The organism is Pedobacter superstes (assembly GCF_037622515.1).
Lineage (GTDB): Bacteria > Bacteroidota > Bacteroidia > Sphingobacteriales > Sphingobacteriaceae > Paradesertivirga > Paradesertivirga superstes.
The window spans coordinates 527,651-548,931 of record NZ_JBBJCN010000003.1 but is presented as its reverse complement, the minus strand read 5'-3'; the positions used below and the strand labels follow the sequence as shown (position 1 = coordinate 548,931).

Below are 21,281 nucleotides of genomic sequence, written 5' to 3'. Positions count from 1 at the left end.
AAATGAACAGAAAGCAAATAGCGGTTATCGGATTAGTAGTTGTGCTAATGGGGCTTTTGCTTTCTTTAGATATTAAGGGATTAGTTAAAGAAGAAGATCATTCCGCTGAAGTTGGAGAAACAAAAGCTTCAGTTTTAACAATCGAATCCGCTTCCGAAACGGGTAAACAAAGTCTTAATGCTAATTTAGCGCAGCAAATCAGTGATCTTGAAAATCAGCTAAAATCAGCTGATGCTACCGAAAAATTAAATTTGCAAAAGCAACTTGCAGCAAAGTGGGATGATGTAAATCAGCCTGCGCCGGGTGCTTTTTATTTTGAATTGCTTGCTAAGGCTGGCAACAATTATTCTGATTGGATAAAGGCAGGAGATCTGTTTACTGACGCCTATCAATCAGAAAAAGATAGCTTGATACAACCTGCCCTGGTGCAGAAAGCTATAGAATCGTATCAAAAAGCCCTGGAATTACAATCGGGAAGCTTAGATGCTAAAACGGGTTTGGGGGTTGCTTATGTAAGCGGAACACCAAATCCAATGCAGGGAATCACGCTTCTTTTAGAAGTTGTTAAGCAGGATCCCAAAAACGTTAAGGCCAATTTAAATTTGGGATTATTCTCAATTAAGTCTGGCCAATTTGATAAAGCAGTCAACAGATTCAAAACAGTAATTGAGGTAAAACCTACGCCAGACGCATGGTTTTATTTGGCCTCGGCCTACGAAAATCTCGGACAAAAAGGTGAAGCAATAACTGCTTATGAAAAAAGTAAGGAGCTCGCAGCTGACCCGAATCTGACCAGGTATGTTGACGGTAAAATTCAAGAATTAAAGAAATAATCAAATAAAACATTTTAAAAACTAAAAGCTATGCCAAGCGGTAAAAAAAGAAAAAGACATAAAATGGCTACTCACAAACGTAAAAAGCGTTTAAGAAAAAATAGACATAAGAAAAAATAGTTTATTAGTCGTTAGGCATTAGTTAATTGGTTCTATACTAGTTAACTAATGTGCTATGCACTAATTAACTTTATTACCTCCACGCTTCGCGATAGGAGGTTCTTGTGTTATTATTCATTTTTTCGTGTTGTACCCGGGCGGCACCACCGCCATAAAAGAATAGCTGTTGGTAAAAGAATTAATCATCAATTCAACCCCCAACGGGGTGACTATAGCTTTACTGCAGGATAAGCAACTCGTAGAACTCAACACTGAGCACATTAACAACAATTATGCTGTTGGTGATATTTACCTTGGGCGGATAAAAAAGATCATGCCTGGGCTAAATGCTGCTTTTGTGGATGTTGGATATGAAAAAGATGCTTTTTTGCATTATCTTGACCTGGGGCCTCAGGTACAGTCGCTTGTAAAGCTGACTAAGATTGTAAAGAATGGCAGTTACAAAGAGAAACTGCTAAATAGTTTTAAGCTGGAAGAGGACATAAACAAATCCGGCAAAATTTCCGAGATCCTGAATCGCAATATGTTATTGCCGGTTCAGATCGCTAAAGAACCAATTTCAACAAAGGGCCCGCGACTAAGCTCCGATCTTTCTATAGCAGGAAGGTTTGTTGTATTAGTGCCTTTTTCTGATGTAATTTCTATTTCGAAAAAAATAAAAAATAATAGCGAAAGAAATCGTCTTAAAAAGATTGTTGAAAGCATTAAACCAAAAAACTTTGGTGTTATTATTCGTACTGTTTCTGAAGGGAAAGGGGTTGCTGAATTACAAAAAGACTTACTCGATCTGATTGCAAAGTGGGAATCCTTTACAAGCAGACTTCCGTTAACGGAGCCTTCTAAAAAGATTTTAGGTGAAATGGGAAGAGCTTCAACCATTTTACGTGATCTGCTTAATGCTGATTTTACAAATATCCATGTAAATGATGCTTCTATTTACGAAGAAGTGCGCTCTTATATTCAAGGGATTTCACCTGAGTTAGAACGCATAGTAAAGTTCTATAAACAGCGCGAACCGATATTTGAGCATTTTGGAGTTGACAAACAGATCAAAGGGGCATTTGGTAAAACCGTAAACCTGCCAGGTGGCGCGTATTTGGTTGTAGAACATACAGAAGCTTTACACGTAATTGATGTAAACAGCGGTAATCGTACTGCACATCCGGAGAATCAGGAAGAAAACGCTTTTCAGGTAAATAAGGAGGCGGCTAAAGAAATTGCCAGGCAATTACGCTTGCGAGATATGGGGGGAATTGTAGTGATCGATTTTATCGATATGCATAAACCTACCAATCGGAAAGAATTGTTCGAGTATTTAAGGGAGCAAATGACACTTGATCGTGCCAAGCATACTATTTTGCCCCCTAGTAAATTTGGCCTTGTTCAAATAACCAGACAAAGAGTTCGTCCGGAGATGAATATCGTGACGAATGAAAAATGTCCTGCTTGCGACGGCACAGGTGAAATTAAGGCCAGCATAATTCTGATGGATGACATTGAAAATAATCTCAATTATATCCTTAATGAGCAGAATGAAAAAAATATTACGCTTTGCGTGCATCCCTATATCGAAGCATATATTAAAAAAGGAATTTATTCACGCCAGTGGAAATGGTTCTTTAATTTTAGTAAATGGATCAAAGTAAAAGGGGAACCTTCTTACTATCTGACAGAATTTCACTTCCTCAATTCTAAGGACGAAGAAATCAAGTTATAGACACAAATTTTTAATGTGCAGATGTGCTGATATAGCCATCTGTACATTTCTTTTTCATCTCCACTTTTATATCTGCACATTTGCACATCCTTTTCATTTGCATATAAAATAATGGCTAAAACCAGATCAGCATATTTTTGTCAGAGTTGCGGTTACGAATCAGCAAAATGGCTTGGAAAATGCCCGTCTTGCAATCAATGGAATAGTTTTGTTGAAGAAGTTATTCAAAAGTCTAATAGTTCTGTTCCGGAATGGAAGACTGGTCAGGGGAACTCAAGAATCGCAAAGCCTTCTGCAATTGATGAAATAGTATTTGCCGAAGAAAGTCGTTTGATCACCCCTGATACGGAGTTCAATCGTGTTCTTGGCGGTGGCATTGTCCCCGGGTCTTTAGTGCTTATAGGAGGTGAACCAGGTATTGGGAAATCCACTTTGATGCTGCAATTAGCGTTAAATCTTCCTGATATGAAAATCTTGTATGTTTCCGGAGAGGAAAGCGAGCAGCAGATTAAGATGCGAGCAGAACGACTTGCACCATTATCCAAAAGAAAGGGCGGCGAATGCTATATTCTTACAGAAACCTCCACGCAGAATATTTTTAAGCAGATTGAACTCCTAGCGCCACAGGCTGTAATAATCGATTCTATACAAACTCTTCATTCGGCACACATTGAGTCCACTCCTGGAAGTGTGTCACAAGTGCGTGAATGCACCGCAGAATTACTTCGCTTCGCCAAAGAGAGTTCTACCCCTGTTTTTCTTATAGGTCATATAACGAAAGACGGAGCCATTGCGGGCCCTAAAATTTTGGAGCATATGGTTGATACCGTTTTGCAGTTTGAAGGCGACAGGCACCATGTGTACAGGATTTTAAGAGCAATTAAAAATCGCTTCGGATCTGCATCAGAACTCGGGATTTATGAAATGCAGGGAAGTGGCCTGCGTGAAGTTTCTAACCCTTCAGAGATCCTGCTTTCTCAAAGGGATGAAGAATTAAGTGGAATTACTATTTCAGCCATGCTGGAAGGTGCAAGGCCTATGCTTATTGAAACGCAGGCCTTAGTGAGTGTTTCGGCTTATGGAACTCCTCAACGTTCGGCAACTGGTTTCGACACGAAAAGGATGAATATGCTTTTGGCTGTTCTTGAAAAGCGTTGCGGCTTTCGTTTAAGCGCCCAGGATGTTTTCTTAAATATTGCCGGCGGACTTAAAGTTGAAGATCCGGCCATAGATTTAGCGGTGGTGGTTGCAATTATTTCCTCACACGAAGATATTTCGGTTTCAACTAAAGTTTGCTTTGCTGCAGAGGTGGGCTTGTCTGGTGAGATAAGAGCTGTGAATCGGATTGAGCAGCGTATTGCTGAGGCAGAAAAGTTGGGATTTGAAAAGATATATATATCCAAATACAATCAAAAAGGCCTTGATATAAAACGTTATTCTATCGAAATAAACAGTGTTTCGAAAATAGAAGAGGTGTTTAGTTCCTTGTTTGGTTAATTGTCCTAAAATAAACCAATGTTTATATCGGGAAACTGCTGCTGCTAACCTTCGAACTCCCAATAGAATTAAAGGACATTCAAGGCTATGGGAGCATTCCCATATATTGGGAACGTTTCCAAATTACTTGCTTGTGTTTCAAATTGCACAATCTGGTTCAACCTTATAGATTTGCGAGGATGATTCTTCGGGAGCCTTGTGGCAATGCCGGGGGTGCAAAGGATTTTATTGTGGAGGACTGTACTGCGGAATAGAAGAATCTGCCCGAGGATATGTTAAGTCATATATATTGATAGATGCGAAGTAGTCTTGTATGTTTAATTCTAGTGCAAATTTCTATATTATTAGAAGTGTATAGTTTAAAGAAAGCTGTTCCTTTATGCCAGCGGTCGTTTAATTTAAAAAAAATATTCGGATATCAGTTTCCATCAGTTATGCTTTTGGTGATAACAATGACAACATTTATAAAAAACTGGGAGTTGTCTTTTGATGAGGGGCTGATAGTTGGTTTAATTATTTTAATAATCCAAAAAAGTACGGTTTATTTTATAGCCAAAATTAAAGGCTCTACAGAATAACTTTGATAAAGAGAATTAACTGGCTTTGTTTTCTGATCTCCATTGGCAATTTGTGAAGCGATATTGAATCACTAACTACATGCGTTTTTTAAGAGAATCTGTAATAGGCAGGCTATTAAGGGGATTATTAATTGTAGCAGTTTAAGATTAAAACGCGCAGATCCTAATTTAATAAAAACATGTGAATTAAAGCCGGCTCAAGATAACCGGCTTCAATTTCTATTTACTCAAGTACATCGATTTCTCTTTGTACAATTTTACAAAGTAAGGGTCTTCCAAATCTTTGATAAATCTGATTGCTTCACCAGTCGATTTCATCTCAGGGCCCAATTGCTTTTCAACTTCAGGGAACTTATCGAATGAGAAAACGGGTTCTTTGATGGCATAACCAACCAGTTTTCTTTCAATAGTGAAGTCTTTAAGTTTATTTACTTCAAGCATTACTTTGGCAGCAATGTTAATATAAGGAACGTCGTAGGCTTTGGCGATAAAAGGAACAGTACGAGAAGCCCTTGGATTAGCCTCAATAACGTAAACTTTTTCGTCTTTTATTGCAAACTGAATGTTTAGTAATCCTCTTACATTTAAGGCTTTGGCCAGCTTCACGGTATATTCTTCCATTTGGCTGATAACATTTGGCGACAGATCGAAGGGAGGAAGCACTGCGCTGGAATCACCAGAGTGAATACCCGCCGGTTCAATATGTTCCATTAATCCAACAATATGCACATCATCGCCATCAGAAATGGAATCCGATTCTGCTTCAGCAGCCCGATCCAAAAAGTGATCAATTAATACACGGTTTCCCGGAAGATCTCCAAGAAGTTTGACAACTGCATTTTCAAGATCTTCATCGTTGATTACGATGCTCATCCCTTGTCCACCAATTACATAACTTGGGCGAACCAGAACAGGATAGCCTACTTTTTTAGCTACTACCAGGGCTTCTTCTGCATCTTCGGCAACTCCATAATTCGGATAAGGAATTTCAAGATCTTTTAACAGATCCGAGAATCTGCCGCGATCTTCGGCGATATCCATGTTGTCATAAGAGGTGCCAATTATTTTAATTCCGAATTGATGAAGCTTTTCAGCCATTTTAAGAGCTGTCTGCCCCCCAAGCTGAACAATTACTCCTTCGGGCTTTTCAAGCTCTATAATCTCCCGAACGTGTTCCCAGAAAACCGGCTCAAAGTATAATTTGTCTGCCATGTTGAAATCTGTTGAAACGGTTTCAGGGTTGCAGTTAATCATAATTGATTCAAATCCGCTTTCTTTAGCAGCAATTAAGCCATGAACGCAGGAGTAGTCGAACTCAATACCTTGTCCGATGCGGTTCGGCCCGGAACCTAATACGATGATTTTTTTCTTATCACTTGGTGTCGACTCGTTTTCATCTTCGAAGGTTGAATAGTAATAAGGAGTTTGTGCAGGGAATTCAGCCGCACATGTGTCTACCATTTTATAAACACGTTTAATGCCTAATTCTTTTCTGCGGTCATAAACCTCATCTTCAGTAACATTGCCTAACAGCCATGCGATCTGTATGTCGGAAAACCCTTTTTGTTTAAGAGTGAAAAAGAATTCCTTTGGTATGTTTGTTAATGAATAACGTTTAAGTTCTTGCTCAAGCTGTACAAGATCATGAATCTGAACCAAAAACCACTTGTCAATTTTAGTTACTTTGCGAATTGATTCCAAAGGAACTCCAAGTGTCATAGCATCCTTTATGAGGAACAAACGATTCCAGCTTGGGTGCTCGAGGCCATACATGATTTCATCAAGATTGCGGTTCTGGCGGCCATCAGCACCCAAACCAGCTCTGCCTATTTCTAAACTCTGACAAGCCTTTTGCAGTGCTTCCACAAACGTACGTCCGATAGCCATTACCTCACCAACAGCTTTCATTTGAAGCCCTAGTTCCATATTGGCACCTTTAAACTTATCGAAATTCCAGCGTGGTATTTTTACGATAACGTAATCCAGTGTTGGCTCAAAATACGCTGATGTTGTTTTTGTAATCTGATTTTCAATTTCATCAAGATTATATCCAATAGCAAGTTTTGCTGCGATCTTTGCAATAGGGTAACCGGTAGCTTTTGAAGCTAGCGCTGATGAACGTGAAACGCGCGGATTAATCTCGATGGCTATGATCGATTCATCATCAGGATTTACCGAAAACTGAACATTACAACCTCCTGCAAAATTACCTATCGCACGCATCATGGTAATTGCCTGATTACGCATGTCCTGGTAACAGCGGTCGCTTAAAGTCATTGCCGGGGCAACGGTTATTGAGTCTCCGGTATGGATACCCATCGGGTCAAAGTTTTCGATGGAGCAAATGATAATTACGTTGTCTTTACTATCGCGGAGCAGCTCAAGCTCATATTCCTTCCAGCCAATTACCGCTTTTTCAACTAAAACTTCATGTGTTGGGGATGCCTGTAAGCCGCGGCTTAAGGCTAAATCGAAATCTTCTTTTTTGTGTACAAAGCCGCCGCCAGAACCACCCATTGTGTAAGAAGGGCGAATAACTAAAGGAAATCCGATTTCCTGCGCAGCCTCTTTCCCTTCTAGAAAAGAATTTGCAATTTTTGATGGAGCTACACCAACACCAATATCAACCATTAGTTGGCGGAACTCTTCGCGGTTCTCAGTTTTCTCGATAGCTGCGATATCAACTCCAATTATACGAACTCCGTATTTTTCCCAAATACCACGCTCCTCGGCTTCTTTGGCAAGATTTAGAGCTGTTTGCCCTCCCATTGTAGGAAGAACTGCATCTATATGACGTTCCTGCAGTATTTTCTCAATGCTTTCGCAAGTGAGGGGCCACAAATAAACATTGTCTCCAATAACGTTATCAGTCATGATAGTAGCCGGATTGGAGTTTATGATAGAAACTTCAATTCCTTCATCTTTAAGTGATAGAGCTGCCTGAGAACCTGAATAATCAAATTCTACAGCCTGACCGATAATAATAGGTCCTGAACCGATAATTAATACTGATTTTATGGAAGTGTCTTTTGGCATTTTAGGGAGTGAAAAAATTGTAAGTCAAAATTTAAAAATGCGATTTTCAATAATTGCCGGGGAGCGCTTTGACACGAAAGTCCCGACCTGATTGTCGGGATGCAAAGGTATAAAAAAGAAGCTATTTTTACCTTAAATATTATCCAAAAAAATTCGGGGCCTATTTCCTGTTTATTGCGTTTTTAAATGTATAGGAAGAGTGTAAGAAAATCTGACCGGAATTCCATGTTGACGGCCGGGAATCCACGTTGGAGACTGCCTGACAATTCTTAAGGCCTCGGCTCCTGTGCCGGCTCCTAAATCCTTCAAAACTTTTAAGTTAGTTAAAGATCCATTCTGTTCTACTACGAATGATACTATTATTTTCCCACTTATCTTTTGGATAGAGGCTTCTCTCGGATATCTATAATTTCTGCCGATATATTGCAGGAATTTTTCTATTCCGCCTTTAAAGCTTGGCATTTCTTCAATTTTCGTGTATTTAACCGGAGCTTCATCATTCAACTTTGATTCTCCTTCAATAAACTTTCCATGGTCATATTGTTCTTCATATGAAGCATTCCTTTTTATAAAAGATCCTTTCCACGCTCCATGTTTTACGCTGTCAACATAACTGCCTTCCTCTATTAGATCACCTTCCTCTGCAAAAGTTTTATAATAGCCAGTTCCTTCTTTTACTAATTCAACTCCTGTAGAATCATAGTATGATATTATTTTGGAATTAATGCCTAATATATTGAGGTTGTTTTTAGCGGTCTCATTTACACTTGTTTTCTTTAATTGGCCATTGGGATAGTAGTTGTATACTGTTCCCCTGGTTTTACCTCTTGCGTATACCGCAATCTCTTCTTTTTTGCCATTAGGATAATAAGACGCCAGGCTTTCTTCAAAAATCAGTTTCGGATCAAAAGATGATAGTTTGCCTAATCTCTTTTTATTGCCGTTTTGATAATACTCATATAGATTATAAAAAGTTGAGCCAGAATCGGGTTCCTGTATTACCCGGATAAAATCTGCGCTGTCTTTCAATTTTACCTGACTCCCGTTATTCTTCAAAAAATACATGCTTTGCTTTTTTTGAGCAAAGCTCATTTCACACAGAAGAGAGAAGGTGATTAAACCAATTAAGGAAAAGCAATTCATAAGCAATTATTAAATCACCAAAATAGCCAAAAAAACCTTTTATCAGCATAACTGTTACACATCAAAATACACACAATTATGAAAAAGTTACTTTTAGGCTTAATGGCCCTTTCAATAATTACTGCTTGTGCCACTGTTCAGTCAATTGTCAGGTCTACATTACCTTATACCGCTACATTGATTATTCCCGCCGGGACAAGCTCCGGTAGCATGCGATCGGCTGTAAGCCCTGCCAGTAGTGCTGACCAGATTTTTGGAGGAAGTTCGAACTCTCAAATAAAAGAAGTGAGGATTGCCAATGCCAGAATAGAGGCAAGTAGCCCATCAAACCAGAATCTTGGAGTATTTAGTACCGTTAGATTATATCTTTCAAGAGGTGATGGTTCCGGGGAGGTTTTAGTTGCCAGTCGTAATGATATTTCTGCTAATGCGGGTTCAAGCATAGTTCTTGATATTGATAATTCACGATTTTTGGATGATATTATAAAGAGTTCTACAGCAAGAGTAAGAATGGAGTATGTTTTACGAAATTCATTAAATGCTGATGTAAGTGTAAAAGCCAGTTTAGGATTTACTTCTAATCCTGCAACCGCCCAATAAGCTTTATTTTTGAAGCAGAACCTTCTCAATTTTGGGAAGGTTTTTTTATACACATCATAACGCTAAATTTGTTGAGTGATATTCTGCCAATCTTCTTTCTGGCAACTCGTTTGGGAGCAGCTTTTACAAACTTCGGCGCTTGAGTGGGTTGGTACCATTACAGGTTTTTCCTGCGTCTACCTCGCTGCCAGGCAACATATCTTAAACTGGCCTGTTGCTATTCTCAGCATATTAGCCTATATGGTTTTATTTTATGAATATAAACTTTATGGTGATGCGGCTTTACAATTATATTTTCTTGGCGCAAGTATTTATGGCTGGTTTTATTGGTTAAAGCGCGAGCAGAGTGCAAAGCCAATTGTATCTTTAAATAGGATGGAATACGCAGGAATAATACTTTTAATAATTATTCTTTCGGTGTTACTGGGGATTTTTTTAGATAAGTTTACTGATACAGACGTTCCTTATATAGACGGTACCTGCACAGCTATAAGTTTTGTAGCTCAATTTTTAATGACTCGTAAGGTTTTGCAAAACTGGCTATTATGGATTATTGTGGATATATGCTATGTGCCCCTATACTTGTATAAAAATCTAGCCTTAACCGCTGTTTTGTATACCCTATTCCTCGCTTTGGCAATTATAGGTTTTCTTGACTGGCAACGTACATGGAAGCAATCAACCCAATAAAAAAAATCGCGGTAGTCGGACCGGAATCTACCGGCAAATCAACTCTATCACGTCAACTGGCAGAACATTATCATACTGTCTGGGTTCCTGAGTACGCTCGGGAATACTGCGAAAAATTGACGGAACCATGCACCTGGCTTGATGAAATTAATATGTTTAAAGGTCAGCTTGCTCTGGAGAATAGATTAATTGCTAAAGCAAACAAGCTTTTAATTTGCGATACAACCTTTATTACGGTAAAAATCTGGAGCGATTATATGTTTGGCAAGTCGCCGCAAGAAGTAGTGGAAGAGATTCCGAAGCATCCATACGATCTCTACCTTTTAATGGATATTGATTTACCCTGGCAGGATGATCCGCTTAGAGATTTTCCACATATGAGGGAATACTTCATGAAAGTATGGCATAAGGAATTAAAAAATTTGGATGCTAATTATGTTACTATATCTGGTACAAACAAGAGTAGATTCAGGAATGCGGTAAGCAGTATTGATAATTATTTGGCATGATCTGAATTAAGGGCTTATAGTATACCTGATTTTGCCAAATAAATATCTTCAGGGTTATTTTAGTATTGTTTAACAAAAATTAACATTTTAACTATGAACATTTAATGTATGTTTGTTACGAAAAGTAGTTTAAAAGTACCCGGAATTTTCTGTAACAATAATTTTATCCGAACATCTTAGATAAAAGCGGAAAAACCTAAAATATTGATTTTTAAGGTAGTAATTGCTTGAATTGAATTGACTTAGCTTTCTAAGTATACATACGTTCTTTTTAAATTAATGATTAAAAAAACCTTCCAGTGTTTGGGAGGTTTTTTTCGTTTATTCGCATTAGTTTTTTTACATAAAATTATGGAACTTCTTTCTAGTCCGGAAATCTGGATATCGCTTATAACCTTAACAGTTCTTGAGATTGTACTGGGAATAGATAATATTATATTTATTTCTATTTTATCAGGTAAACTGCCTCAACATCAACAAAAGAAGGCCCGACAATTAGGCCTGGCCCTGGCAATGATTACAAGGGTGCTTCTTCTGTTGTCATTAAGCTGGGTAATGAGCTTAACATCTCCTTTATTTAATCCGGCGGATTGGATTGGAGTAACAAACGCAGGGCTTTATGAGAAAATGGCTATTTCAGGTCGTGATTTAATACTAATAACAGGCGGACTCTTTCTTATTTACAAAAGCACAAGTGAAATCCATGAAAAGCTTGAGGGAGAAGAGCACCACCAAAAAACTGGTAAAGTTCATTCTTTTACAGGAGTTATTGTTCAAATATTGATTCTGGATATTGTTTTCTCGCTCGATTCGGTAATTACAGCTGTAGGTATGGCAGATGAAATTTTAGTGATGATTGCTGCAGTAGTAATCGCAGTTATTGTAATGATGTTCTCTGCCAGCGCAATTAGCTCTTTCGTAAACAATCATCCAACTATTAAAATGCTGGCGCTTTCATTCCTGTTGCTGATTGGCGTTTCTTTACTTGCAGAGGGCTTCGAACAACATATTCCTAAAGGATATATTTATTTTGCTATGGCCTTTTCGGTACTGGTTGAAATGTTAAATCTGAGAATGAGAGCAAAATCCAAACCGGTTAGCTTACACAATAATCCAGGGAATGCCGATTTTCATGGATAGTTAAACTATCCTGCAGAGCAATCCTTTTAGGTATTCACCTTCCGGGAAGGATGCTCTTACCGGATGGTCTTCGGGTTGGCAGAACTGGTAAATGAACTGAATTTCTTTACCGGCATCTAGAGCTGCCCAAGCCAATATTTGTTTAAAATGGGTTATATCAACAGCGCCTGAGCAGGAAAAAGTGGCTAATAAGCCCCCGCTGTTTAAAAGTGACATGCCGATTCTATTTAAATCTTTATAAGCTCGCGACGCTTTATCCAAAGCAGATCGCGTTGGTGCATATTTAGGCGGGTCTAGAATTACAATATCAAATTTTTCACCGCTTTCGCGGAAGATTCTTAGCTGTTTATTAACGTCAGACTGTATGGATTGATGTTTTGATCTGCCGAAGTTGTTCAGTTCTATGTTCTTTGTTAAGGTCTCAATAGCTAAGGCAGAGCTGTCTACACTTACAACCTCAGCTGCACCTGATTGCAGACTGTTTAAACTAAAACCTCCGGAATAAGAAAAACAATCTAAAACCCTCTTTCCCTGTGAATGCTCTGCCACTATGCGCCTGTTATTTCTTTGGTCGCAAAAGAAACCGGATTTTTGCCCTTCAGAAATATTTATTAAATACTTTATTCCATTTTCAAGCACCTCGACGTATTCAGGAGGAGCGATCCCTCTTAAGATGCCGTGCGTAGGTTCAAGTCCCTCATGGGCTCTGGCGGAGGCATCACTTCGGTCAAATATTCCTTTTGGATTAAGTTGCTTTTGTAATTCGTCAAGCAAAATTGGCTTAATGCTTTCGATCCCGGCAGTGTGAATTTGAACGGATAAAAAGTCTGAATATTTATCAACTATTAGTCCCGGGAGGTAATCTGCTTCACTAAATATAATACGGCAAACAGTAGTTTCTTCAGAATTTAACAAAATTTCCCTTGCTTTAACAGCTTTTGCAATCCGGTTTCGCCACCATTCTTCATTTATCTCAACATCTTTATCCCATTCAAGTAATCTAACCGCAACACGAGATTGGTTATTAAAAAAGCCCTTTGCAAGAAATTCACCATTGGAATCGGTTACTGAAATTATTTCCCCGTTAACCGGGTTCCCTTTCACCGTTTCTATTGCTCCTGAAAATACCCAGGGGTGTAATTGCCTTACTGCTTTTTCTTTTCCCTTTTTTAATCGTGCTTCAGCCATGCTGCAAATCTATACTTTTTGATTACTGATCAAATAGCATTTTTAAAAGTTTGAAAAAATGGCGGGTTTGAAAAGAGGATTATCCTAATTTTGACTCGGAAAGAGTATGCAGACTGGGAGCGCCTCTTATTCATATTTCCTTTCTAAATAGACCGTTTATGCGCAGCAAACAAAGAATCAAATGAGATACGTAAGCTTTAATGATGAACCAACAATATCTCCTGATGAGTTTTTTATGAATGAAGCGTTAAAGGAGGCTAAGGTTGCTTTAAGTTTGGATGAAGTCCCGATCGGTGCTATAATTGTTTTAAATGGAAAAATAATTGGTCGCGGGCACAACCTAACAGAACGCTTAAATGATGTTACAGCTCACGCGGAAATGCAGGCTTTTACAGCAGCCGCTAACTATCTCGGCGGCAAATATCTTAAAGATTGCACCCTCTACGTTACCATTGAGCCATGTGTGATGTGTGCCGGGGCATCTTACTGGACACAGATAAGCAGAATCGTTTATGGTGCTCCTGATGCCCAGCGGGGGTTCCAGCGGATTAAATATCCTATACTTCATCCGAAAACAGAAATTATCGGCGGAGTTAAGGAGGCAGAGTGTTCAGCGCTGGTAAAAGATTTCTTTTTGTCGAAAAGAAATAAAAGTTGACATCCGGCTGAACAAATATTTTAATCATAAGTTATATTTGTGTCTTTGAAATTTTAACCTTAAAAACTCAAATATTATGGCTTTTGAATTACCAGCGTTACCTTACGCAAGCAACGCACTTGAACCTCATATTGACAAAGCAACTATGGAAATCCATCACGGAAAGCACCATAATGCTTATGTTACAAATCTTAACAATGCTATTGCAGGCTCGGATGCAGAATCCAAGTCACTGGAAGAGCTTCAGGCATCTATTTCTAAGTATCCGGCTGCTGTACGGAATAACGGCGGTGGTCATTACAATCATAGTCTGTTTTGGACAGTTATGGGTCCAAACGCTGGTGGTCAGCCTTCTGGAGAACTGGCTGAAGCAATTAACGAAGCTTTTGGATCTTTTGAAGAATTTAAGAAGAAATTCAGCGAAGCAGGAGCAACCCGTTTTGGTTCTGGTTGGGCCTGGTTAAGTGTTGGTGCTGATGGGAAACTGCAGGTGTCATCAACCCCAAATCAGGATAATCCATTGATGGATGTTGCGGATGTTAAAGGAACTCCTGTATTGGGAATGGATGTTTGGGAGCACGCTTATTATTTAAATTACCAAAACCGTCGTCCTGATTACATCTCTGCATTTTTTAATGTAATTGACTGGAATGCAGTAGCAGAACGTTACGCTGCGGCAAAAAAGTAATCTATAATAAAAAACCTTTCTTAAAAAGTGGTGTATTTAATAAATACACTACTTTTTTGATTTTAGACCTATGAGAAATTCTATCTTTTTTTCCCTCGCTTTTTTAACACTTACATTTTTGTCGGGCTGTGAGCTTATTGGAGATATTTTTCAAGCCGGCTTTTATTCAGCGATATTTGTAGTCATAATAATTGTTGCAGTGATAATCTGGATAGTCAGATCATTTAGTGGAAGAAGTTAATACGTTTCCAAAATTTCTTTTTTGTCTTTTTGAAGCATCTCTCTGGGAACAGTTTCTATAATTTCTTTTTCAAGTGCGGTAATAACACCTCGTTTTAAAAAGCTTCTGTGGGTAACAATGCTGATTTCCCTAACCGGTACAGGGACAGCAAAACTTCGAACACGACTAGCTTGTTCCTCAGTTAGATCTTTTAGGCTTAATTCTGGTAAAATGGTTATTCCGCTGTTTAGGTCCACCATTCGCTTTAAGGTTTCGACGCTTCCGGTATTGTATTCGAATAGTTTTTGGTTACTCCCAGCTTTCTTGCGGTTGCAGATATTCAAAACCTGGTTACGCATACAATGCCCTTCGTTTAGTAACCAAAGTTCATCAAAGTTGATGTCCTGATAATGAATATTTTTTTTTGGAATTAATGAGCTGGTAGCCGAGAGATATACTACAAAACTTTCGTAGAACATAGGGATTTCATGTAGACTATTCTCTTCAAGCGGTGTTGCCAAGATACCACAATCTAATGTTCCCACTTTTAGGTTATGAATAATTTGCTCTGTAGTATATTCCCAGATCATTAATTGAACATTGGGGTAATTTTTTGTGAAATTTGGTATGATTTGAGGAAGAAGGTAAGGGGCTACAGTTGGAATTACGCCTATTTTCAATTCTCCTGAAAGTTCGTTATTGAAAGTTTTAACCAGTTCTTTTAACTGATTTCTTTCGTTGAGAATTACTCTTGCCTGGGCAATGATCTGCTGCCCGATCTCCGTTGGAACGACGGGATGCCGGCTGCGATCAAATAGCTTAACACCTAATGTTTCCTCCAGCTTTTGAATCTGCATACTTAAAGTAGGTTGTGTAACAAAACATTTTTCAGCGGCAGTAACAAAGTTTCTAAAAGTATCAAGAGCAATTATATACTCCAATTGTACGAGTGTCATATAATATTGAATTATACGAATATACTTAATATTGATATTATTTATATAATGGGTATAGAGTAAAAAGCTAGGGGGTACGCTCTTTACGGTAATTTACCTGTAAGGTTTATTTGAAGAGGTAAATAGTGAATAGTAATGGTGAAAAGACATAAGATACAAAAAAAGAGGCAATTTTGCCTCTTTTTCCTTTTTATCTGTTGCTATTCTACAGTTACCGATTTCGCTAAATTTCGGGGCTGGTCAACGTTACAACCCCGCATAACTGCAATATGATAGGATAACAGCTGTAGTGGAATGGTCGCTAATAAAGGTAAGAATGCTTCATTAGCGTCAGGAATCTCAATAACGTAATCCGCCATTTTTCTAACATCCTTATCACCTTCAGTAACAATTGCAATTACAATTCCTTTCCTGGCTTTTACTTCCTGGATATTGCTGATAACTTTTTCGTAGGATGAATTCCTGGTGGCAATTACAATCACAGGCATTTCAGCATCAATAAGTGCAATAGGACCATGCTTCATTTCAGCCGCCGGATAACCTTCTGCATGGATGTATGATATTTCTTTAAGTTTTAGTGCACCTTCTAAAGCAACCGGGAAACCGCTGCCTCTTCCAAGGAACAAGCAATTAGTTTTATCTTTTAGAGCAGTGGCTATTTCTATGATATGGTTATCTGCCTTTAAGCATCTGTCAACCAACTCCGGGATAGTATCCAATTCGGTTAATAAGCTTACCAAAGTACTCTCTTTAAGCGTGCCTCTTTGCTGAGCCATAAAGAAAGCCATCAGAGTCAGTACGGTTACTTGTGCTGTAAATGCTTTAGTTGAAGCAACTCCTATCTCAGGCCCGGCATGGGTGTAAACTCCGGCATCAGATATTCTGGGTATGGAAGAACCTGCAACATTGCAAATTCCGAAAATCGTAGCGCCTCTTTCTTTCGCTAATTCTATAGCAGCCATGGTGTCGGCCGTTTCACCCGACTGGGATATCGCGATGACAATATCTTTTTCAGAAATAATGGGATTTCTATATCTGAATTCAGATGCGTATTCCACTTCGACCGGGATACGGGCATATTCTTCAATCAAATATTCCCCCACTAATCCAGCGTGCCATGAAGTTCCGCAAGCGACTATTATGATTCTGTCAATGTTTTTTAATTTGTCGGCATAATCCTTAATTCCACCTAACTGAACTTTGCCTTCATTGGGATAGATACGTCCCCGCATACAATCTCTTATGGAACGTGGCTGTTCGTAAATCTCCTTAAGCATAAAGTGATCATAACCGCCTTTTTCAAGCATTTCAAGCTCAATAGCCAGTTCTTGAATAGACGGCGTCACTACATGATTGTCTGTGCCTTTAATAACGAGTTCGTTTCGCTTAATATAAGCAATCTCGCTATCTTTAAGATAAATGACATTTTTAGTATATTCTACTATTGGTGAGGCATCAGAGGCTATAAAATACTCGTCCTTGCCTACGCCGATAACCATCGGGCTACCTTTTCTTGCAGCTATTAAAAGATCAGGTTCGTCATCGCTCATTACAACAATTGCGTATGCTCCTACAACTTCATGAAGTGCTACACGTACGGCTTCGAATACATCGAGGTTATTAGCGATTTGAATTTCTTCTATAAAATGTACAAGAACTTCAGTATCTGTGTCGCTGGTAAAAGTATGTCCTTTTGCTATAAGCGCTTCTTTTAAGACAGCGTAATTCTCTATAATGCCGTTGTGTATTATAGACAGGCGGCCACTTCCAGAGGTATGGGGGTGAGAATTATAATCGGATGGAATTCCATGTGTAGCCCAGCGGGTATGCCCCATGCCCATGGTTCCGCTTATGTCTTTATCTTTAGCAAAGTTTTCCAGTTCGCTAACCTTCCCTGTTTTTTTGTAAATTTTCAGGTCATGATTCATTAAGGCTACACCAGCGCTATCGTACCCACGGTATTCTAGACGATGAAGGCCTTTGATAATAACGTCCCAGGCATTTCTATGCCCTATATAACCAACTATTCCGCACATGGTAGTAAAATTTAGCCTGCTAAGCTACAAAATTTGAAAGGTTAAAAAAAAGCCGGAGGTTTAATTCGGCTTGGTATAAGTAAGTTTTAACTTTATAGGACCCAATACAGATCTTGCTGCGGTTGTTGCCGCAGGGAATATATTTGATCTTCCTGTTAAAGGCAAATCAATAGGAGCAATAAAGGTATCGTATTGAATGATTGGCTTATTGATTAAATCATGTATATACGATGTAATATTAAACGTATACGTTTTACTGCTTGCATTATAAAACCCACCGAATATCCGCTCATCCAGGAATCTTGCATCAGTTCCGCCAATTGCATTATCCGGCACGGCCTTTCTTTGCCCTGCGATATCCAATTGATAAAGTGTTAATCTGGGAGCTGGCTTAAAGAAATTGACAGAACCTTCATCAACAGAAATAACCAGTTCTGCTTTATTTACTGAAATGTTACCTTCATTTTTTAGCCCTTTTAAATCCGGGAAATTCAATTTCGTTCTTAGTCCAGCTAAAGGCTGTACATAAACGGTCGCGCTATTTTGGCTGGGGTTATTTAACTGGGCCTGAATAGCTGTTCCATGATTATGTTTAATTTCTGATGCACCCACAGCTTTAAAAATAGCTACATTGCTGTCAATTGCTGCTCCATTGGGAGTTTTATAATAAATTTCTAATGCGCTTATAGTCGATTGAAGGTTAAAAAAGATAATACCGCCATTACCAGTAGACTGATTTTTATTAATCCGTACATATAAGCCTTTTATAAAGCTGGAAAAGGTTGTATTATTTTTAAGCCTCGCAGAACCCGCATTTAAAAAATTAGTAGTAATAAATGCAGCATCTAATTTAATCCGAATTTGAGGCGCTACTACTGCAGACTTATCGGGGCCGCCCTTAACAATTGTATTAATGGTTGTACTATCATTCCAGGCAAACCTTTTTACAATTGGCGATGAGCCTCTTACCGGGTCTGAAGTATAATCACCCCATTTATTAGTGTTAAAATAGTTTATCGAGGTATTAAACGTAGGTTTTAGTTGGTGAACGTTAATAATGTAATTAGAAGTTAATGAATCACCATAAAACTCGTCACCATATTTAAGTACCAGTACGGCAGAGTCTAATGTAGGATTGGATCCAAAAGAATAATTATCTGATGGAAGATTTAATCCCAATGCAAGGTTCGCTTCCGTGGTGCCAAAAATAGGATCAGTTAAAAATCCAAAGGGGTTTTGTGAAATATTTGAAGTGCTTACGCTATCTTCTTTGACAGTTACTGAATGCACCGTAATAGCATCTGTAAAAATACTTTTGATAGAATCCTGAGGAGCAATATCTAATCCTATTGTGCCAGTTTTTTCACAACTGCTTAAAATAAAAAGACTTATCAACAAGGTTAATAAGTCCAGTTTAATATATTTCATGATAATTTCCTTATTAAGCTACAGAAACGAGTTCTTCGTTTGCAATTTCTTCGTAAAGGTTATAATAATTTTCGTAATCTGATGTAGAGTCATACGATAAAGTGACTTTTTGAGTGCTTTTAACAAACTTTAACACTTCATCACTAACCTCTGCATCTCCAAATACAACAGCATCAGAATAGGTTATTGCTCCGATATGCATTGCATTGTTATCGCACGCTGTAAATGCCTCAGTGTGCTCGGCACTCATGCCATTCATAATTGCTTTTTTCGGAAAATCTAAGTTCAATTTTTCGGTAAAACAGTTGCTGTAAGCAGAATATATAACTTTCGAATTTTTAAAAGTCGGATCGTCTTTATAGGTTGTTTTCAAATAAACCGGAACTAAAGAACTCATCCACCCATGGCAATGTACCACATCAGGAGACCACCCCAGCTTTTTAACGGTTTCTAATGCGCCTTTGCAAAAGAAAATTGCGCGTTCGTCATTGTCAGCATAAAATTTATTGCCGTTATCTCTAAATACCTGCTTTCGCTGAAAATATTCTTCATTGTCTAAGAAATATACCTGCATTCTCGCTGAAGGTATAGAGGCAACCTTAATAATCAATGGGTTATCATTTTCATCAATAATGATGTTCATCCCTGAAAGGCGGATAACTTCATGAAGGCGGTTTCTGCGTTCATTAATGTTTCCGAAACGAGGCATAAGGATTCTGATTTCCAGACCTTTGTCTTGCATCGCTTGGGGTAACTGCCGTGTTATTTCAGAAATTTTTGTTAACTCCAGGAAAGGCGACATTTCGTGGGTAATAAACAGTAGCTTCGTTTTTGCCATCTCCAAATGTTAGATAAATAGAATTGTATTTCGGACTGCAAATATAAGCATATTATATGATATATCAATGAATTACGCAAGGGGCTTTGATAATTTTTTACTAATGACCACCTTTGCGCAAATTGAATATAACATAAATTTGGAAATTCTCACATCTAAGTCAGACCTTAACGACTTACTTAGCAACTTCCGTAAAGAAAATAAAGTTATCGGTTTTGTACCGACCATGGGTGCACTTCATGCGGGCCATATGTCGCTTATAAAAATTGCAGCTGAACTGACGGATATTGTGGTCTGCAGTATTTTCGTAAATCCGACTCAATTTACCAGCCAAATTGATCTTGAAAGGTATCCCAGGCCAGTTGAAGCTGACACTAATCTGTTAAAGGCATCGCGTTGTGATGTGCTTTTCCTTCCGGAAGTGAATGAAATGTATAGTGAAAAGGAGGAATGGAATTTTGAAATTGGCTATCTGGAGAACCTCATGGAAGGAAAATTCCGTGCCGGTCATTATCAGGGAGTTACTCAGATCGTGAAAAAACTCCTTGATGCAGTAAAACCAGACTATATGTTTCTTGGTCAAAAAGATTACCAGCAGGTGATGGTTCTCGACCATATGGTGAAATTATTAAAGATGCCTTTGGAATTGGTAATGTGTCCAATAGTCCGTGAAAAAGATGGTTTAGCTTTGAGTTCCAGAAATATTCATCTTTCAGACAGTGAGCGTAAACAGGCTTTAGCTCTTTCAAAAGTTTTATTTCGGACTAGTGAAAAGTTCAACCAACTATCAATTGAACAGTTGAAGAGTGAAGCCTGGGGCATATTGAGCAATACTGAGGGAATAATTCCTGAATATTTTGAAATATGTGATTCCGCCACTCTTTTGCCAATAGAATCGAAGGATGCAGAGGGTATTGTTGCCCTTGTAGCAGCAAAAGTAGGGCATGTCAGATTGATTGATAATATAATCTTAAAGTAAATGCTTAATGAGTTGATGGGATTAAAATGGAATCATAAATTAAACTTTTTTACTTTTGTATATGGTTATTGAGATTTTGAAGTCAAAGATACATAGGGTTAAAGTGACACAGGCGGAGTTGAATTATGTTGGAAGTATCACAATTGACGAGGACTTAATGGACGCTGCAAATATTATTGCCAATGAAAAAGTTCAGGTTGTGAATAACAATAATGCCGCCCGGTTTGAAACTTATGTGATAAAAGGCGAGCGGGGTTCTGGTACAATTTGCCTTAATGGATCCTGCGCACGACTGGCCCAGCTTGGGGATATTCTGATTATCATGTCTTATGGACATTTGCCAATGGAAGAAGCGAGAAAATATAATCCTATATCAGTTTTCCCCGATGATGATAATCATTTGATTAAGTAGAACAATCTGTCCAAA

The 21,281-nt window shown here is 38.4% G+C and carries 19 protein-coding genes; 12 read left to right on the top strand and 7 right to left on the bottom strand.

Annotated elements, in window-relative coordinates; all coding sequences use genetic code 11:
• The first annotated feature begins 2 nt into the window (after positions 1-2).
• The 4 genes from WG906_RS11165 (at position 3) to WG906_RS11150 (ending at position 4,745) form a co-directional block, all read left to right on the top strand.
• Positions 3-833: a tetratricopeptide repeat protein gene (locus tag WG906_RS11165; protein ID WP_339992680.1), complete on the top strand. Its 831-nt coding sequence runs from the start codon at positions 3-5 to the stop codon at positions 831-833.
• A 286-nt stretch (positions 834-1,119) separates the two neighbouring features.
• Positions 1,120-2,670, top strand: coding sequence for an Rne/Rng family ribonuclease (locus tag WG906_RS11160; protein ID WP_339992679.1), 1,551 nt, complete (start codon positions 1,120-1,122; stop codon positions 2,668-2,670).
• 111 nt (positions 2,671-2,781) lie between these two features.
• A complete protein-coding gene (gene radA, locus WG906_RS11155) occupies positions 2,782-4,167 on the top strand; it encodes a DNA repair protein RadA (protein ID WP_339992678.1) in 1,386 nt (461 codons plus the stop codon).
• A 326-nt stretch (positions 4,168-4,493) separates the two neighbouring features.
• The gene (locus WG906_RS11150; RefSeq protein WP_339992677.1) at positions 4,494-4,745 is read left to right on the top strand and encodes a hypothetical protein; all 252 of its coding nucleotides are present in this window, start codon (positions 4,494-4,496) and stop codon (positions 4,743-4,745) included.
• A 219-nt stretch (positions 4,746-4,964) separates the two neighbouring features.
• Here the strand turns inward: WG906_RS11150 and carB are convergent, their stop codons facing one another.
• Positions 4,965-7,781 (bottom strand): carbamoyl-phosphate synthase large subunit, encoded by a 2,817-nt coding sequence (gene carB, locus WG906_RS11145; RefSeq protein WP_339992676.1) that lies wholly within the window; start codon positions 7,779-7,781, stop codon positions 4,965-4,967.
• A gap of 171 nt (positions 7,782-7,952) precedes the next feature.
• A complete protein-coding gene (locus tag WG906_RS11140) occupies positions 7,953-8,924 on the bottom strand; it encodes a TonB family protein (protein WP_339992675.1) in 972 nt (323 codons plus the stop codon).
• A 78-nt stretch (positions 8,925-9,002) separates the two neighbouring features.
• Here WG906_RS11140 and WG906_RS11135 point away from each other — a divergent pair, with 78 nt between their 5' ends.
• From WG906_RS11135 to WG906_RS11120, 4 genes are all read left to right on the top strand, one after another.
• Entirely contained in the window at positions 9,003-9,524 is a 522-nt protein-coding gene (locus WG906_RS11135; protein WP_339992674.1) for a hypothetical protein, read from the top strand.
• 75 nt (positions 9,525-9,599) lie between these two features.
• On the top strand, positions 9,600-10,214 hold the full coding sequence (gene pnuC, locus WG906_RS11130; RefSeq protein ID WP_339992673.1) for a nicotinamide riboside transporter PnuC: 615 nt from the start codon (positions 9,600-9,602) through the stop codon (positions 10,212-10,214).
• Positions 10,193-10,723, top strand: a complete 531-nt coding sequence (locus WG906_RS11125) for an AAA family ATPase (protein WP_339992672.1) — start codon at positions 10,193-10,195, stop codon at positions 10,721-10,723. The genes pnuC and WG906_RS11125 overlap by 22 nt, the downstream gene beginning before the upstream one ends.
• A 351-nt stretch (positions 10,724-11,074) precedes the next feature.
• Complete coding sequence (locus WG906_RS11120) at positions 11,075-11,863, top strand: TerC family protein (RefSeq protein ID WP_339992671.1); 789 nt, start codon at positions 11,075-11,077, stop codon at positions 11,861-11,863.
• On the opposite strand, the gene WG906_RS11115 is transcribed toward WG906_RS11120, so the two are convergent.
• Positions 11,864-13,051 carry a class I SAM-dependent rRNA methyltransferase gene (locus WG906_RS11115; protein ID WP_339992670.1) on the bottom strand — a complete coding sequence of 396 codons (1,188 nt, stop codon included), beginning with the start codon at positions 13,049-13,051 and terminating at the stop codon, positions 11,864-11,866.
• A gap of 181 nt (positions 13,052-13,232) precedes the next feature.
• Here WG906_RS11115 and WG906_RS11110 point away from each other — a divergent pair, with 181 nt between their 5' ends.
• Both WG906_RS11110 and WG906_RS11105 read left to right on the top strand, forming a co-directional pair.
• The gene (locus WG906_RS11110) at positions 13,233-13,709 is read left to right on the top strand and encodes a nucleoside deaminase (RefSeq protein WP_339992669.1); all 477 of its coding nucleotides are present in this window, start codon (positions 13,233-13,235) and stop codon (positions 13,707-13,709) included.
• Between the two features lie 76 nt (positions 13,710-13,785).
• The gene (locus WG906_RS11105; RefSeq protein WP_339992668.1) at positions 13,786-14,397 is read left to right on the top strand and encodes a superoxide dismutase; all 612 of its coding nucleotides are present in this window, start codon (positions 13,786-13,788) and stop codon (positions 14,395-14,397) included.
• A 237-nt stretch (positions 14,398-14,634) separates the two neighbouring features.
• Here WG906_RS11105 and WG906_RS11100 read toward each other — a convergent pair whose 3' ends face one another.
• The 4 genes from WG906_RS11100 to WG906_RS11085 all read right to left on the bottom strand — a co-directional run bounded on the left by WG906_RS11100 (position 14,635) and on the right by WG906_RS11085 (position 19,875).
• Positions 14,635-15,573, bottom strand: a complete 939-nt coding sequence (locus tag WG906_RS11100) for a hydrogen peroxide-inducible genes activator (RefSeq protein ID WP_339992667.1) — start codon at positions 15,571-15,573, stop codon at positions 14,635-14,637.
• Between the two features lie 200 nt (positions 15,574-15,773).
• The gene (gene glmS, locus WG906_RS11095; RefSeq protein WP_339992666.1) at positions 15,774-17,609 is read right to left on the bottom strand and encodes a glutamine--fructose-6-phosphate transaminase (isomerizing); all 1,836 of its coding nucleotides are present in this window, start codon (positions 17,607-17,609) and stop codon (positions 15,774-15,776) included.
• A gap of 60 nt (positions 17,610-17,669) precedes the next feature.
• The gene (locus WG906_RS11090; protein WP_339992665.1) at positions 17,670-19,037 is read right to left on the bottom strand and encodes a DUF4270 domain-containing protein; all 1,368 of its coding nucleotides are present in this window, start codon (positions 19,035-19,037) and stop codon (positions 17,670-17,672) included.
• Between the two features lie 13 nt (positions 19,038-19,050).
• Complete coding sequence (locus tag WG906_RS11085) at positions 19,051-19,875, bottom strand: glycogen/starch synthase (protein WP_339992664.1); 825 nt, start codon at positions 19,873-19,875, stop codon at positions 19,051-19,053.
• 67 nt (positions 19,876-19,942) lie between these two features.
• On the opposite strand from WG906_RS11085, the gene panC reads away from it, so the two are divergent.
• Both panC and panD read left to right on the top strand, forming a co-directional pair.
• On the top strand, positions 19,943-20,854 hold the full coding sequence (panC, locus tag WG906_RS11080) for a pantoate--beta-alanine ligase (protein ID WP_339992663.1): 912 nt from the start codon (positions 19,943-19,945) through the stop codon (positions 20,852-20,854).
• A gap of 61 nt (positions 20,855-20,915) precedes the next feature.
• A complete protein-coding gene (panD, locus tag WG906_RS11075) occupies positions 20,916-21,266 on the top strand; it encodes an aspartate 1-decarboxylase (RefSeq protein ID WP_339992662.1) in 351 nt (116 codons plus the stop codon).
• The last annotated feature ends 15 nt before the right edge of the window (positions 21,267-21,281 follow it).